General features: G+C 49.7%; 19 protein-coding genes. 7 read left to right on the top strand and 12 right to left on the bottom strand.

Features of this window, described 5'->3' with window-relative positions:
- Positions 1-8 precede the first annotated feature (8 nt).
- Positions 9-614, bottom strand: coding sequence for a DUF262 domain-containing protein (locus ACK56M_RS14525; RefSeq protein ID WP_241523235.1), 606 nt, complete (start codon positions 612-614; stop codon positions 9-11).
- A 359-nt stretch (positions 615-973) separates the two neighbouring features.
- Here ACK56M_RS14525 and ACK56M_RS14530 point away from each other — a divergent pair, with 359 nt between their 5' ends.
- The 5 genes from ACK56M_RS14530 (at position 974) to ACK56M_RS14550 (ending at position 4,616) form a co-directional block, all read left to right on the top strand.
- The gene (locus ACK56M_RS14530; RefSeq protein WP_102084024.1) at positions 974-1,546 is read left to right on the top strand and encodes a hypothetical protein; all 573 of its coding nucleotides are present in this window, start codon (positions 974-976) and stop codon (positions 1,544-1,546) included.
- A 221-nt stretch (positions 1,547-1,767) separates the two neighbouring features.
- Entirely contained in the window at positions 1,768-1,932 is a 165-nt protein-coding gene (locus tag ACK56M_RS14535) for a hypothetical protein (RefSeq protein ID WP_170977525.1), read from the top strand.
- Positions 1,933-2,287: 355 nt separating this feature from the next.
- Entirely contained in the window at positions 2,288-3,379 is a 1,092-nt protein-coding gene (locus ACK56M_RS14540) for a hypothetical protein (RefSeq protein WP_170977526.1), read from the top strand.
- 454 nt (positions 3,380-3,833) lie between these two features.
- Positions 3,834-4,214, top strand: a complete 381-nt coding sequence (locus ACK56M_RS14545; protein WP_102084020.1) for a hypothetical protein — start codon at positions 3,834-3,836, stop codon at positions 4,212-4,214.
- Positions 4,215-4,616 (top strand): histone-like nucleoid-structuring protein, MvaT/MvaU family, encoded by a 402-nt coding sequence (locus ACK56M_RS14550; RefSeq protein WP_411959583.1) that lies wholly within the window; start codon positions 4,215-4,217, stop codon positions 4,614-4,616.
- Positions 4,617-4,629: 13 nt separating this feature from the next.
- Here the strand turns inward: ACK56M_RS14550 and ACK56M_RS14555 are convergent, their stop codons facing one another.
- The 11 genes from ACK56M_RS14555 to ACK56M_RS14605 form a co-directional block, all read right to left on the bottom strand.
- Positions 4,630-5,727, bottom strand: a complete 1,098-nt coding sequence (locus ACK56M_RS14555) for a hypothetical protein (protein WP_137138341.1) — start codon at positions 5,725-5,727, stop codon at positions 4,630-4,632.
- 319 nt (positions 5,728-6,046) lie between these two features.
- Positions 6,047-6,379, bottom strand: a complete 333-nt coding sequence (locus ACK56M_RS14560; RefSeq protein WP_411959584.1) for a hypothetical protein — start codon at positions 6,377-6,379, stop codon at positions 6,047-6,049.
- Positions 6,380-6,665: 286 nt separating this feature from the next.
- A complete protein-coding gene (locus ACK56M_RS14565; RefSeq protein WP_411959585.1) occupies positions 6,666-7,910 on the bottom strand; it encodes a hypothetical protein in 1,245 nt (414 codons plus the stop codon).
- Between the two features lie 53 nt (positions 7,911-7,963).
- Entirely contained in the window at positions 7,964-8,995 is a 1,032-nt protein-coding gene (locus ACK56M_RS14570; RefSeq protein ID WP_411959586.1) for a zonular occludens toxin domain-containing protein, read from the bottom strand.
- A 3-nt stretch (positions 8,996-8,998) separates the two neighbouring features.
- Positions 8,999-9,283: a hypothetical protein gene (locus tag ACK56M_RS14575; RefSeq protein WP_411959587.1), complete on the bottom strand. Its 285-nt coding sequence runs from the start codon at positions 9,281-9,283 to the stop codon at positions 8,999-9,001.
- A gap of 9 nt (positions 9,284-9,292) precedes the next feature.
- The gene (locus ACK56M_RS14580) at positions 9,293-10,306 is read right to left on the bottom strand and encodes a hypothetical protein (protein WP_411959588.1); all 1,014 of its coding nucleotides are present in this window, start codon (positions 10,304-10,306) and stop codon (positions 9,293-9,295) included.
- 143 nt (positions 10,307-10,449) lie between these two features.
- Positions 10,450-10,656: a hypothetical protein gene (locus ACK56M_RS14585; protein WP_411959589.1), complete on the bottom strand. Its 207-nt coding sequence runs from the start codon at positions 10,654-10,656 to the stop codon at positions 10,450-10,452.
- 10 nt (positions 10,657-10,666) lie between these two features.
- Positions 10,667-10,891 carry a hypothetical protein gene (locus ACK56M_RS14590; protein WP_411959590.1) on the bottom strand — a complete coding sequence of 75 codons (225 nt, stop codon included), beginning with the start codon at positions 10,889-10,891 and terminating at the stop codon, positions 10,667-10,669.
- Positions 10,891-11,187, bottom strand: a complete 297-nt coding sequence (locus tag ACK56M_RS14595; protein ID WP_411959591.1) for a propanediol utilization protein — start codon at positions 11,185-11,187, stop codon at positions 10,891-10,893. The genes ACK56M_RS14590 and ACK56M_RS14595 overlap by 1 nt, the downstream gene beginning before the upstream one ends.
- A 266-nt stretch (positions 11,188-11,453) precedes the next feature.
- Positions 11,454-11,687 carry a hypothetical protein gene (locus ACK56M_RS14600; RefSeq protein ID WP_411959592.1) on the bottom strand — a complete coding sequence of 78 codons (234 nt, stop codon included), beginning with the start codon at positions 11,685-11,687 and terminating at the stop codon, positions 11,454-11,456.
- Positions 11,684-12,814, bottom strand: a complete 1,131-nt coding sequence (locus tag ACK56M_RS14605) for a phage/plasmid replication protein (protein ID WP_411959593.1) — start codon at positions 12,812-12,814, stop codon at positions 11,684-11,686. The genes ACK56M_RS14600 and ACK56M_RS14605 overlap by 4 nt, the downstream gene beginning before the upstream one ends.
- Positions 12,815-12,973: 159 nt before the next feature.
- Between ACK56M_RS14605 and ACK56M_RS14610 the strand changes: the two genes are divergently transcribed.
- Both ACK56M_RS14610 and ACK56M_RS14615 read left to right on the top strand, forming a co-directional pair.
- The gene (locus tag ACK56M_RS14610; protein WP_411959594.1) at positions 12,974-13,339 is read left to right on the top strand and encodes a helix-turn-helix domain-containing protein; all 366 of its coding nucleotides are present in this window, start codon (positions 12,974-12,976) and stop codon (positions 13,337-13,339) included.
- Positions 13,340-13,486: 147 nt separating this feature from the next.
- A complete protein-coding gene (locus ACK56M_RS14615; RefSeq protein ID WP_411959595.1) occupies positions 13,487-14,101 on the top strand; it encodes a hypothetical protein in 615 nt (204 codons plus the stop codon).
- Positions 14,102-14,268: the final 167 nt, after the last annotated feature.

Consider the following 14,268-nt stretch of genomic DNA (forward strand, 5'->3'; position numbering starts at 1 on the left):
CTTGCCCGCTAAGCCGATGCCCGCTGATCTTCGGTATGTGCCGTTCCACCGAAGGCACGAAGATCGTAGACCTTACGCAGCGCAGCCTCATCACTCGAATGCACCCGGGCCTGAGCGAAGGGCATCGCCAGGAAACGCTTACGTTCCTTGTCACCGACCTCCGCCCAATACCGCACACACCCATCCGCATCGGGCACGCCAAACCTGCCAAGCAGATAGCCTTCCAGGGCTGTGAGCCTCTGCTGGCCATCTAGCAATACCTCGCTGTTCAGCGCATAGGCGCCACCATCAGCAAACTCATACCAACCGTTCACCAGGTAAGATCCAAGATCTGAACCCATCCAAATTGAAGTGATAAACCGAACCTGCTGCTCCTCAGTCCAAACTGAAGGCCGTTGCCAGGGAGCCAGGGGGTGTCCCATGGCAAACCGAGTCGCCCACGGATACTTGGCACGAGCCCGTGCGGGATCAACTGAGTAGGCCTCGAGGTTGGACGCGAGCATGTCGATCTGAAACATCTGTAGCGATGCGTCCAATTGCTTCTTGGGCATTTGAATACTGCCCGACTCATCGGCGCCGCTGAGTCGCTGAAATACTGCGTTTGATGTGGCCATGTAATGTCTTTGACTGAAGAGAGGGATGTGCAGACCACTGGGGCATTTCTATTGGAATTTTTCAGCGGTCTGAATCGATGATGGGAAGATAACACAACAGTGGAGGGGCGTGATATCTGCACGTATGTACAGTCACAGAGCCAATTATATACAGTATATAAAGCGCTTTAGGATTGATTTTGAATAGCGCCTCTGGCGAGCGGGTGGTGTAGTAGACGTAAGGAGGGCGGCCACAGGCCCAAGACGCCTAGAAGCGGTGGCGCCTCGTAAAAGATACAAAAAAATTTCTCAATAAAACTCAAGTTCTCAGAGAATCATCCGTTTATGATGATAGACCCACTGTCTCAACTGAGGATTTAATGAATTCGAACATCAGTACCGCACCAGCCACTCAAATATTTCAACGTCAAATTCGCTGCTGGCGCGAAAGTGATTCTCATAAGCACTGGGACTGTGCGATCAAGGGCGTAGGCGAGGGTGGTGTAAGGCTCGAGTTTGACTCTAACGGACTTGAATTCGGCTCAGCAGTTGCCTATGAGCTGGCTTTCTACCTGGCCGAAGCGATTGCCATCGTGGAGCAGCCCAATGCAGAGCTGACTACGGCAGTGGTCAGAGAAGACGAGCCACTACTGCAACGAAAGTACAGGTTGTTCGTGGACTGGCATTTGAACGCAACCGGTGAGATTCCCTTCAGTAAAGCTAGCCCCGAACTCATGCCGTTTCCCGAGGGCTATGCAGAAGTCTCTATCAAGACTGTCAGACCTGGTGGTGTTGAAATGGAGTTCGAATGCTCCGGCTATTCATTCTCGAAAGAAGACGCGGCCTGGATCATGGAGAAGCTGCTTGAGGCAAGCGGGCAAACGCTTGAAATGTACGAACGCCACTGCCTCTTTGAAACACTGAAGCGCCAAGGCCACAAGATCCGCGGTTGACCATCCGAGGTGCAATCATGAGCGCTGGCCACCTTGCCATAGCGCTCAGGTACTCGATGGCAAGCGGAGCGCGCAGGCCTCCGGCCGAAGGCGTGAGGATGGAAGCCCAGCGGGCAGGGACGCCGGCGCCAGCCGGTGGCGCTGTTTACGACAGCCGTCCCCAGCGGGGCACGCCAAGACCTACGTATTCAGCTTTTAGTTGGCGCTCTGCTGGCCTTTCTATGCGCCGGATCAACCAGGTGCTTCAAGTGCTCGCGACTCTCTATTATCTGGCCGCGAATCTCCTCTGGATCGATCGACATCGTGCCGCGGTCAGTCATTCTGAGCGTCTTGAGGCTGTTGACCGCCTCGATGAATTGACGCTCACGCGCTTTCTCGGCTTCTGACCTTCGATCCGGGAAGCAGAAATCCCAAAGGCGGAATAGAAATTTCACTATGCACCTATGAAACCTGAATCGCTGAGGGAGCCGAATTCTAAATGATGCTGTTGATACTCGCCAACTAATTAGCAAATGGTGAAAAATCGGTGTTAGCAAATTGCTAACTTCTCATCCGTACCTAGCCACCCATCGAGTTGGATGCTCCACTTACCGCGAATGAGTTACAGTCAAGTGAGGTTGCCTCACCTCAGCTCTGGTCGACTCAAAGAGGTTCTTCACCCATCACTTTTCATCTTGTGACTCAGCTGTCTTGCGACAGATAAAGCGACCAGCAGTAAAGACAGCGATTGAGGATCATGAGATGGCCAACATTCTCACCCATGCTGCTCGACATGTTAAAGCGGAACTGCTCGCGGCAGGAATTGAAGTGGGGCATGCGAAACTCCAGGAAGTCCTGGCTGCGCTCCTTGGCTACCACACCTACAGGGCGCTTAAACACGAAGAGGATGATCAAGAGCTTGAGTATCATCTGTCCGATGCAGAGTTCATCGTTCTCGACCAAGAGCTTGGCGAATGTCGTGCTGCTGAGCTGTTCGAGCTTCCAGGCAAGGTGTTGCCCAAGTGCATAGCGGCGCTGGAGGAATGCCTGCCAGCTCAAGTACTTCCAAGCGTGGATGCTTACCTTGAGCGTCATGGAATGAACGCAGTAATCGCAGCTTTGACAAACAACCCAGCACAGGGATGGCACCTTGGGCCAGATTGGAGCTCGAGTTACAAGCTGAGCCCTGACCAACGTTTTTCATTTCATGAGCCAATTTGGGAAGCGCGTCGTTCATGGCACGCGCATGCCGAAATCTCTTTGCAAAGCATTGCACCTGACGCGAAGCAGCGGAAAATCAATGTGCTACTCACTCATGCGAAAGCGGGCCGCTCTGGATTGATCTTGGAGGGAGTCAACCCGGTCGAGGACATCACCGCAGTTATTCAAAGCAGGCTAGTGGATCAGCTTGTTCGAAGAGATGACGGTTCAATTGGACGCCCTTGGGTAGCTGTTGTTGTCCATAAAACCTCTGGTACCGTCCTTGGAAGCGCTGTTTCATTTGCTGACAATCCAGAAGCTGTAGAGGTCGACGCTTTGACCGATGCGCTCGATTCGCCTGTGCATGGTGATAATGATGGAGGGAATGGAACCAACGGTTACCACATCTTCCAGCTTGATGTGGATCACGACTTTACGTCTGCACAGCTTAAGCAAATGGCCCTAGAGGCGGGGATTGAGATCATTCACCGCTCCCATCGCCCTAAGCAAATGGGCGGAACAGTAGAAGCTATTTTTCACAAGATCTCGAAGTCAATGACCTTGAAGCAGACAAGCCTACACGCCCGGAAACCTATTTCAGAGGCAGAAATTATGACGACTGAAGAGTTCGAGCAGATTTTCAAAAAAATCTGAGGACTTACGACCTTAGCAAAGGGGAGGAGGGCAAAAGCCCTCCTCTTTATTGTCGTTCAATTAAAAGGCTCGCACATTGAATAATTATCGCTGAATTGACAATGGTCTCGTCAAGTTGATTTTATCGAGTATTGACGCAGCCTCACACAAGCTAAAATTAGCACCTACTAGCCCACGAGGAGGCACTGTACCCGCCAGATGCATGAAACATTACGCACATCGACTGGAAGCGAATCACAGGAAAAATGCGCGTGCGAGCGATAGATTTTATCGGTATGAAGCGTTTTGCCGCAGACGGATAGATATCTGACTTAAACGCAACCTTCTGATTTCCTTGAATTATTTATAGATTCAGTCTGGATTACCTGCTAGCGACCACCTTCTGCGGGACTTCAAGCAAAGGAGCCCTTACGCTACACTGTCAATACGCAATGGCTGCCAGAGGCTGGATGTTATGACTCGTCCTCATACCTTGATCAACCTTCGCAACGCGGAGCGTAGGCTGACGGAAGCTGTGAAAGAGATTAAGTCCATCCAGTCTTCGCAAGATTATGAGTTAGATCTCGAGTTTTTCAAGGAGCTTACAGAGCTGATTAAAAGATATGGCTACGACTCTTCATACGTGGCAGATCTACTTATCGCTCGAGATCCTAATATAGAAAAGCCTGCCTATCCAAACACAACAATGCTGTATGTCAGTCGCCTCAGCGATCAGATTGATTTGGAGACTGCCCCGGATGATTCAGACCACAAAATAGAAATCAGTGGCGAAAGCGCGGGAAAAATCAAATTGGACGCACCCAGCACACGACAAGTGTTATGCGAGGAGACCTAAATGGATAAACTCGCTGAGATTTTTCGGGTCAACCGAAGGCTGGACTCTGAGTACCAGGCTGCCGACTCGTTAATCAGAGATGCAGAGGTTATCAAGGGGCTTCGCTTTTTGACAGAGTTAGACTCGCTGGCTGCCAAATACCAGTTCGAGCCTCGCGATATACTGGTATTATTACGCCCTGAGTTAGCCGACCAGCAGGGTTCTATGAATGCTACCAACCCAGAATCAGAGACTATTCCTAAGCTCTCGAAACCTAGCTCCAAAAAAAATGAACGCCCGATTAAACGTTACAGAAACCCCCGTACTGGCGAAGTGCTGGAAACACGTGGTGCGAATAATGGTAAATTAAAGCAGTGGAAATCCGAATTTGGAGCCGAATTAGTTGAGAGCTGGAGATATTAAAGTGATTTTCGCGTCAGTAAATCATCTTTGCTGATCGCTTTACCAAGCTGAAGGACATTTTTTTGTAGAGTTCCACCGCTGCACGTACTTCGGCATCGCTGCTATCTTGAGCTGCCGCAGCGACAGCCAACCGGAAACGCCCCAGCTCACTCACTAATGCTGCCTTGTTTACACCTGTGTTGAAGCGCTGATTTAAGAATAAGGGCGAGCGGGGCAGAGGAGTTTCAGGACTCAATCCAGCAGCACGCAGATAATTATCAAAAATTGCCGTGAATTGAGCTGGCAGCGGTTCACGCCCGCTGGAGTCGTTGGCAATTGAAAAATGCCAGCCATCCCGCCCGCGCTGAAACTGATCAAGAGTCGTCGTACTGAGCTCACTACCCACGATCTCGGACGCGCTGTGATCTGTGTACCGCGCCAAACTCAGAAAGACGGCCATTTTGAGAGCCTGGGGCTGACAACTATGGATGGAGTATTCGAAGAACCAGTTGAGCTGGCGCTCTGTGAACGCGGAGACTTGAGGGCTTCTTGGAACCTGCAATTTTTGCAAAATTCTGAAAGCCACCACCGGATTTTCCTTTTTGCTTCTGATCAAGCCTAGATAAAAGCTGAAAAAATCCCTCAGCACCCTGAACCGATCAGCGGTAGCCTGACGCACGATTGGTTTTGAATCTCCTGCTGTATCGTACGTACGGTTTAATGGTCGCCAGCGAGGATTGATACGCCACTCGGAGAACGGCCTTGCATCCTCCAGGTACTTTGAGACTGGCGGAGCTGACCACGAGGACGGAGGAGCGACGTAAAAGCGCAAAACGTTTTCGATGTCAGCTTTCTCAAGATCAATCACAGCTCTATTGTTTTGAAAACTCCAGAGGAGCAAAACCTCCAGAGGCTGTACGGCTAAGGCGTAGTCAAACGCTCGCCTGGGAGCTGTAATAGCGTACCAGCGCAGGAACGAATAGCAGAAATAGACGCTCGTAAAAGGTAGAGCTACCGGATTAACTTCCTCGAGTCGTGCCATGACTTCATAGTTGTCGGGCACAGGATAGGATTGCCCAGGTTGCCATAGTCGGTAAGGCGGGAAGATAGGAAACGGTACGAATGGAGGCACTGCTGATTCCTTTGCAGCTTAAGAGTGCGGGTCATACCATTAGGTCTAGTCCAATCAAAACCAACGTCAATACCAACCGGTGATTGGTGAACAGGTGTGGAGGCGTGGTCGAGCTTTCTCAGCTATCTCTCTGATAGGAAAAGGAACCGGTGATTGTTGAAAACCCAGCCGGTGAATGATGAAACTGGATAAGAATACGGACGGGCACTTCCAAACACGTCATTTAACATAATACTAATTATGCGCACCTTCGTATGGAGCTATCGGGGCCATGGGTGGGCAGATTTGACCAGGGCTAACCAGCCCTGGCCTGGCATGCTTAGTAAGCGCCGCGTTTCAGGACCATGGGTTCAAGGTTGGTCAACGCCAATGCTTTCTGCGTCAGAACCGCACCGCGGAATTGGACTTCCCAGCTTTTAGAGACTCGAACATAGCCTTCCTCGATCAGCCAATGTACGCAGCCACCGAAGAAAAGCTCGTCTTCGCTCGGCGGAACGTGAATCTGCTCACCCTCGATGGTGTTGTATCCACCAACGACGTCAAAGCCCGCTGCAGAGGCATCGAGCTGAATAGTTAGCGGAAAGCTCGAAGCGAGCTTTTCAAAGATATTCCCAACCACACGATTGAATTTCGTAGCCTGAACCAGTTCCATGGAGCTCTCCTTGAATGATGACTAAGCGTTCCTGGCGGCAGGAAGCCATCATCATTATGCAGGAAAACAATCGTCACTCAGGATCGATTGCCGTCACTGAGCGCTCAAGCCCCTGATTTATGGGGCTGTTACCGATTACACGTGCTGATTATGCGTGCCCTTGATAGCTACCGTACAAATTTGGAAGATAGCGAACAAGGATGAGCTACCCCTAGCTCATCAGGTGAGCTACCCTTTCTGCTGATAACGGTAGATTATAACTATGCTAAATATTCATTTAGTTTAGTTATATAGGCACATCTACCAAGCGCGGAGTCAGAAACAAAACCAGCTCGGTTTCAGTCTTCACAGTGGAGCGACTGGTGAACAACCATTTGAGCCCTGGAATCTGCCCGAAAAACGGCACACTACGAACGACAGTGCTGTCAGCATCAGAATATACACCTCCAAGAGCAACAGTTTTGCCAAATCCCGAAAACACCCGAGAAGTCAGCGATGTGGTGTTGATCGGCGGCACCCCGTTCATCGCCTTCGAGTAATCAGGTTCATCCTTCGACAGAATTACGTCCAGGAGAACTCCGGCATCGTTCACAATCGGAGTGACATCAAGCGAAAGCGCGGCTTCCTTAAAAGAGACGGACGTAGCCCCGTCACCGGCCGACTGCTGGTATGGAACCTGAGAACCTTTAATGATCTTCGCCTGATGCCGATCAGTCGTAAAAACGCGCGGACTGGAGATTACACGCCCCCTACCCGCCTGCTCCATTGCGTTCAGCTCAGCATCCAAATTGAACGACCTGGATGTAATCCCAAACCCAGCGATAGCCGCTGGTGTCAGGCCTAGTGGAACGCTGCCAATCAAAGTACCGGCACCGCTACCAACAGAACCGGACCATTGAATACCGAGATTCTTTGAATACGACCGGTCAACCTCGACAATACGAGCCTCAATCATCACTTGCTTACGAGAATAATCAACGGCCTCCAGATAAGTACGCAGATCCGCCAAACGTTCGGCGCTCATTCGGGCGACAACCACAGACGATCCCTCTTCCGCATTTAAGCTTTCACCCTGGTCGAGCGGAAACGCCTTGATAGCATCTTGCGACGGGATGTTTCGTACCTTGAGCACAGAAATTCTATAAGACGGTGAAATAGCCGACGAAGCAGTATCCTCTGGGCCGGAAATGGCCTGAAGAGTTTCTTGCAAGCCATCAGCGCGTGGATAAGCACTGACGCGCAAAAAATTACCTTCGACGCTGTAAAGCAGTCCGCGAGAGCCGGTGACAAACTCTATAGCTTCATCCCAGGTGACATCTCTCATTCGCATCGAAATCGAGCCGCTAACCTCTCCGTCTAGCACAAGATTCAGACCACGATAATCAGCAAGAAGCTGCAAGGCAGCAGACACTTGAATGCTCTGAAAATCAAATGTCAGCTCTTGAGGAGTAGTTTCTGCATAAGAAAAAGAAACAGAACAAAAAAAGAATATGACAAGGTAAAAACGGCGAATAATTTTTAGAGCATCCATGGAATTAGGTCCAGATAACGAGCGGATTAATTGGGGGCGTTCTTTGCGCTACGCTAAAGACCACCCCCAATTAATCCTCCTGTAATTGGGTTCGGTTTTTTCAGTGACCAATTGGTAATCTTGTGACCGTCTACCAGGCAATAAGCTTCAGTAAAGTCGGGAAAATAACGGCAATGAGAAAAAGAAATGTATCGGGTGTTTCCATTGTTGTCGGCAATCAAGGCAAGAGCCTCAGATACAACCCTGGAGGATGGATCAGGCTTAGAAGGATGAACAAAACCGACTAGACGCCAACTGCTTGAAATAGGAACCTCAACAGGTTTGATGGGCTGCTTAACAGGCTCCGAAGTTGCGTTGCTCACACCTGGGCTAGAGGAAGAAAAGAATTTCTTAACTCCATAAATACCTAGACCAATAAAAATGACAAAAGCACCAAACGTTGACCAAAGTCCGAAAGAGCGAAGAATACTAGATCGACCATCAGCTGACGATTCGTCGCCTACAGCACCTGAACTCGACTGAGTAGCAGACTTATAAAAGGAGTAAATGGAAGGTTTAAAAGTGCCGGCGGTAGTCCTAACAAGTTTTGACTTAGAAGGAGCATCCCCAGTGACGGCGCCGTTATAGATATCAACCTTGAACGCTTTTTTAGTGATTTTCCGAATACGGTAAGTGGTCTCAATCAGCAGGCGTACCCATGAGGAAATTTGTGCAAGGTCTTGAGTTACCAGGACAACACGCATCGAATTGTTATTGGCGTCCACCCGATGCCGATGCTCAGCAAGCAATGACTTATCAGTAAAATTAGCATGGTTTACGTTCTGGCCTGCTGGCCAGCGTCTCCAGCACTCGTCAATGATAGCCACACAACCCGAGGGAATAATCTCGGAAAGGTCGGGTAATTCGAACCAGTTGTCTGGTAACTGAGTGATATTGCCACCATAGGTAGACAAGAGGTCATCAATGGAGAGCGGTATGTTGGTTACAACATGCCTATCTTGTTTAAGCGACGGAATCACAACGTGTTCAACAACGCCGTAACTTTTGCCGTGCCCAGGCTTACCTACATAAGCATGAATGGCCATAAGTCACCCTATAAAAGGAATACGACGAATTAGAAAGCGCAAAAAATAGGCGCTCGTGATTAAAGGAATACCAACGGTAAGCTGCATCATATCCATGAAATACCAAACGCTTGCCGGAATTTGTGAGAACAAAGCAGCCGCATTTTCAATTGCGTCAACGATGAAACTTGAGTCAATCAAGTTCAAAAGAGCTCGCCACAACCAATCAATCACCGCAAAGGGGATATCAACAACAAACTGCAATATCTGTTGCAGGATATCCAAGAGCCAATCCGCGAAACCAGACATAAAACCACCTCAAGCTGACAAAACAATGCGCATAGCTAAGACAGACCATGCAGCCAAAAAGACAATGCTCAAAACTGGAGAAATAGCGTCAAAGAGGCGGCAGTGAGTATCCATGAAAATCGGAGTATTCAGCACGGTGAATGAGGCTGCGGGACATGCTGCGCCGCCTGAATTGATACTGAAACGAAAATTCTGTAACGCCATCCCTGTGCGAGAGTCGTATAGATCGGCCTGCATCTTATATAAAAAGACTTGATAACGACCTGCGTTCTTTTCGTCGGTGAATTTTTCAATATCTAATTGACCTGGTGATTTGAATGATAGCTCTCCATCGAAACTACCACCGGCCCCCTCACCTGGTGTCGAACACCCCTCAGCATTAGGGTCAGACTCACACACATCACCTCCATCGCCGCCGGGATCAGTCGGCGTGGTTATGGTTAGAGAGTCACCAATACTCGGTTGCTGATATCCAACTTCGCCGGTACAGGCCGGATTTGACGAGTCCAGCCCTACAACGTAATTACAAAACCCGGAAGAAGTAGAGCCGGTATTAAGGTAGCAAGTACTTGCAGCTGCCGAGGAAGCTAAGTAAGAGCAAGAATTATGGCAAATGTCTTGGGTGACGGACGAGACAGACCAAGAAATATAGTATTTATTGTCTGACTTGATAGCCGTTGAATCAGGCCCGCGAGACTCTAAGGTGTCCTCACAAGTAACCGTGTCCGAACCAATGATAGAAAATGATGCACTTCTAGGATTGCCACCATGCGTGTAGGTATAGGTGCAGATTTTTCTAGTTGGCGAGTCCGCTATACAGGAACCCGGAGCATAGTTCTTATAAAGCCCACTATCGTCGAAAGCAGCAAGGTATACAGCCGAAAACTGCTCTGCTGTAGGCGAGTCAGCAGCAGCTGCACACTGAATGGGGTAAAGGGCGGTTGAGGAACAAACCCAGCCAGCCGAAGCACTAGAGGAATAAATGAAAACCAAAACGAATAGTGGCGCAAGGAAATATCTCATTTCACCACCCTGTAAAGACTGCAAAAGCGCAACCTGTACCGATGCAAAACATTGCGAAGTAATAGAGCTGATCCATGCTGTTCCCCAAAATTCAGAGAAAAAAAGGGCGCCCGAAGACGCCCAGGTCACGCACTAAAAGAGAGTCATCCGCGCAGGAATCCGAGAACGATTTTCGCACCCTTGATACCAGCATAAACACCGGCAAGGATGCCAGCCACAGCCAACACACCAACCGAAATGGTGCTGAAGTCGATAGAGGAAGTCAGGCCGGTATAGTCCCAGCCCTCGGCGAAAACAGCCGGAGCGGATCCTGCAGCCAAAACAGCAACAGCAACGGTTTTTTTGAACATGGGTAAATCCTCAAGATTGCTTGATGAAATTTAAAAACGCCCGAATCCCCATCGACATAACCATAAAGCTCGCGACCAGGGTGAAACCGGCACCAAAAGCTTGAGCCACAATAACTGGATCAAGTTGTGAAGGGTCAAAAGGGACAATGTAAGGAACAGAAACCCAATCGACCGAGCACGAGGGAGCACCACCCTGAATGATGAGCTCACCAGGGCAATGCAATAAACCGGACATTACGCAGTTTTCTGAGAAGCCGAAGAAGCGGCGGGACTAGCGCTAATGCGGCGTCCTTGGCGCGGATCGACTTCAAAAATAAGGCGATCATCCCGCACGTGCGCAATCACATCACATTCATACTTTCCAGGCTGGGGAACCTGCTGCGGAGTTTCAGCATAAAAAGTACACTTCTGCGGATATGGAATATTCGGCAAGTGCGCATATGCTTCAAACATGCAGTACGGCTTTCCAGATTTTGCGGCGGTACCGCTACGGAAATTGCCTGTAATTTCAACCACAATAACGTTAGACATGTGATGCCCTTATCTCAATGTTGGAAAGCCAGGAACAGTGCCGGGCTTACGGTATGCCCAACTGGGCGCAATGACTTCAGGATTACGCCTGAAGGTTAAAAATTGACGCTTATTACGTTGCCGAGAGACAGCTTGACTTGAAAGCTCCGTCAGTACAGTTCGCATCACATCATTTGCGATGCTGTTTACTAACGATTCGTCGCTCAAGTGATTACGAATGTCTGTCTCTACATTCCAGCGAAGAGCTTGGAACTGTCTTTTATCCATTAGAAACCCATCCATTCAGCAATACAGGTTGTTCCTGTTTCTTGATGTTCAAGGGTCCAGAGGCGTTCTGGCTTAGCGCCCTGCTCTTTCCGAATTTCAACATTATTGAGCGTTTGCTCTACTTGCTGAGCAAGTACAGGGTTAATGAAAGAATCCCGTACTTTGTTTTCTCTAGCTAAACGCTGCCGCTGGCCGCTTGTAAGTTGGATGCCTTGAAAGCTTACTGTTCTCAAGCTGCAACCTGCTGAAGGTGATTTGGGCGTTGATACCATGTTGGTATAACAAGGGTGCCTTTTGTTACTTCGCGACATTGACGTACGAATACAGGAGCAAAGCGGCTGGTATCACATGCGTTGCGAATATTGATTCCGATGCGGTTAAGGCGAGCCGCATGGGTTTGGACTTGCTTCTTTGAAAAGTCAAAGCGTTGACCGTGCATCCACTGAATAGCATACATGGCCGTGGTATTAGCCGAGCGGGTGGTATCAACAATGTTTTCAGCAAGAAGCTGCTCGCTAATACTTACGATATCCATCGCGGTCACCTTTAACTTTTCATCTATCTTAAGAAACTCGCTGTGGAGTTCGGCCAGACGCCTTTCATCAAATAGCCCCCAATAGCAAAGGGCTTCACGTTGTAAATATTCGCTTTTAAGTTCTTGTTCCATACGGACCACGCCTTCTTGTGCGCAGTAGTCTTTAACCCGCTGAACATATTTGTATTCTTGTGAATCTTCGCCAAAAACACGTTTTATTTTTGGAAGGCAGTTCTGATCCATTTCAAAGGCTTTGTCGTACGCCTTTCGATACTGGAGGCGACCGCCTTTGCCGTTGCCTTTTGGAGTCCAAGCAACAGTGCGCCCATTTGGGTACAAGAAACCGATTGAGTGCCCAATTCGCTGACTAGAAACACCACGCAGATATGCAAGTACGTTCCCCTCCCCCAACGAAACGTTGGTGGTCAGATCAACTCGCTCAATCTTTGCCCCATCGGCAATACGGTCGCCGGATTTTGCGCCGGACTGACCTTGGCGAATATCAAGGCGAGTACAACGGGTGAATCCTGGCAGACCGTACTCACGCAACAGCGAGTTATAGACTGAAACGCACTGTTCGATGGAGCTGAAGCCGAATAAGTTGTCTAACCGCCCTACCCGGCTGGGATTTCCTTCAACACGAACTTTACGGCCCTGAACGTGAACTGTGACTGACGTAGAAAAACTGGCTTCATGCTTAAAGCGCGGCTGACGGGTGCTCAGCACCTCATTGGTATTAGCATCAATCGTCAAGGTCAGGACGTCGCACACGATCGGCAAATCATGCTGATGCTCCTGCGAAATCGTCAGCCAGTCGATGAACATTCAAAAACCTGTCAAGCCACTAAATGATGTGGCAGAGACTACGATATATTGTGGTTACGCTGCAAGCCTAATTTGGTGGCTTGTGCCACCATATATCGGTGGTGGATGGATATACAGGGGTTAGATTAGATGCATCACACTGGCGCGATTGAAATCCAAATGAGCATCGGCGAAAACATCAGAATCAAGCGCGAGGACATGGGCCTTTCTCAGAGGTCTCTGGCCGAAGCCATCGGTAGCGGCGAAAACACCGTAGCGGGTTGGGAGAAAGGAAAAAATGCCCCTCCTGGCGACAAGGTGGTGAGCATGGCGAAGCTTTTCGGCTGCTCGACAGACGAAATTTTGCTTGATGAATCGGAGCGAGATGTGGCACCAGAAATGAGGGCCCTGCTCAGGAGATTCGGTGACCTACCAGACAACATAAAGCCTCTGGCACGTAGCGTGATGACGTCTCTCTTGGCGACCATCGAGAACGAAGCTGGAAGAAATAGCGCGGAAAAACCTGCTTGGCCTCCTCGTAAGTGACCGTGGGAAACCACGGTAAAGTGGGGGTGTAACAACACCCCCACCTTGCAGCCGACAAAGCGGATAACCGGAAGCCAGCTGCGATGCGACCAGAAATGGTCAAGGGGTAGTAATCAGGATGAACAATCGTCTAAAGGAGATGCAGGAATGACCGTTGAAAACATGTCTGACAGAATCGCTCAGTCAGTCAAATCCTCGATCAAGAGTGAGCTGGACAAAATCGGGGAGTCCGTCAAACAGGCCATCAGAGACGAGCTGGACCAGTACGGCACGGGAGAAACCCACGATCAGACGATCTACGAGTACCTGCTCATAAGCGGCGTAAGCGGCATAGGAGAGAAGATGCCCTCCGAGTTCAAGAGCATGCCGAAAGACGCGCAGGAATCTATCATTTCTGCGCTTATGAAGGAGCTGAACCCTGGAGACGGCATTAAATTTTCCGACGATCAAAAGGTCCCATTTTGGGTGCAGGTAACGCCGCTTCATGAAAAATATCGGCCTCGCAACGACCCTTCCCAGCAGCGCTGGATACGCCTCGACACGATCACCCAGGTGATCCCCAAGGCGCTGTCCTACACAGAGGGTCAGCCTCAATCGGAAACGATTTGGGGCCTCGCCGTTGAAGCGAACGGCGAAAAATATTACGTGTCGAGCAAAGAATTCAAAGGCGAGGCAATCCGTGAGCCAGAAATGAAGCTGCTTTCTGCCGTCACCAAAGCTGTTGCTGTATCTAATTCTGGAGCAGCCATTGGCTTGTTTTAAGTTGACGCCCTGGTGCTGATGAAACATGATCCAAGGCTACACGTGACTGTATCCAGCGAAAGAAAACCGCCATCTCAAGGCGGTTTTTTTTGCAAAAAATTACGTCTGCCCTACTCCTGCTCACGATTCGTCACTCCAGGGACCGATAAAAACCTGGGGCGGGCCGC

This window comes from Pseudomonas sp. s4 (genome assembly GCF_046764235.1).
Taxonomy (GTDB): Bacteria; Pseudomonadota; Gammaproteobacteria; order Pseudomonadales; family Pseudomonadaceae; genus Aquipseudomonas; species Aquipseudomonas asiatica.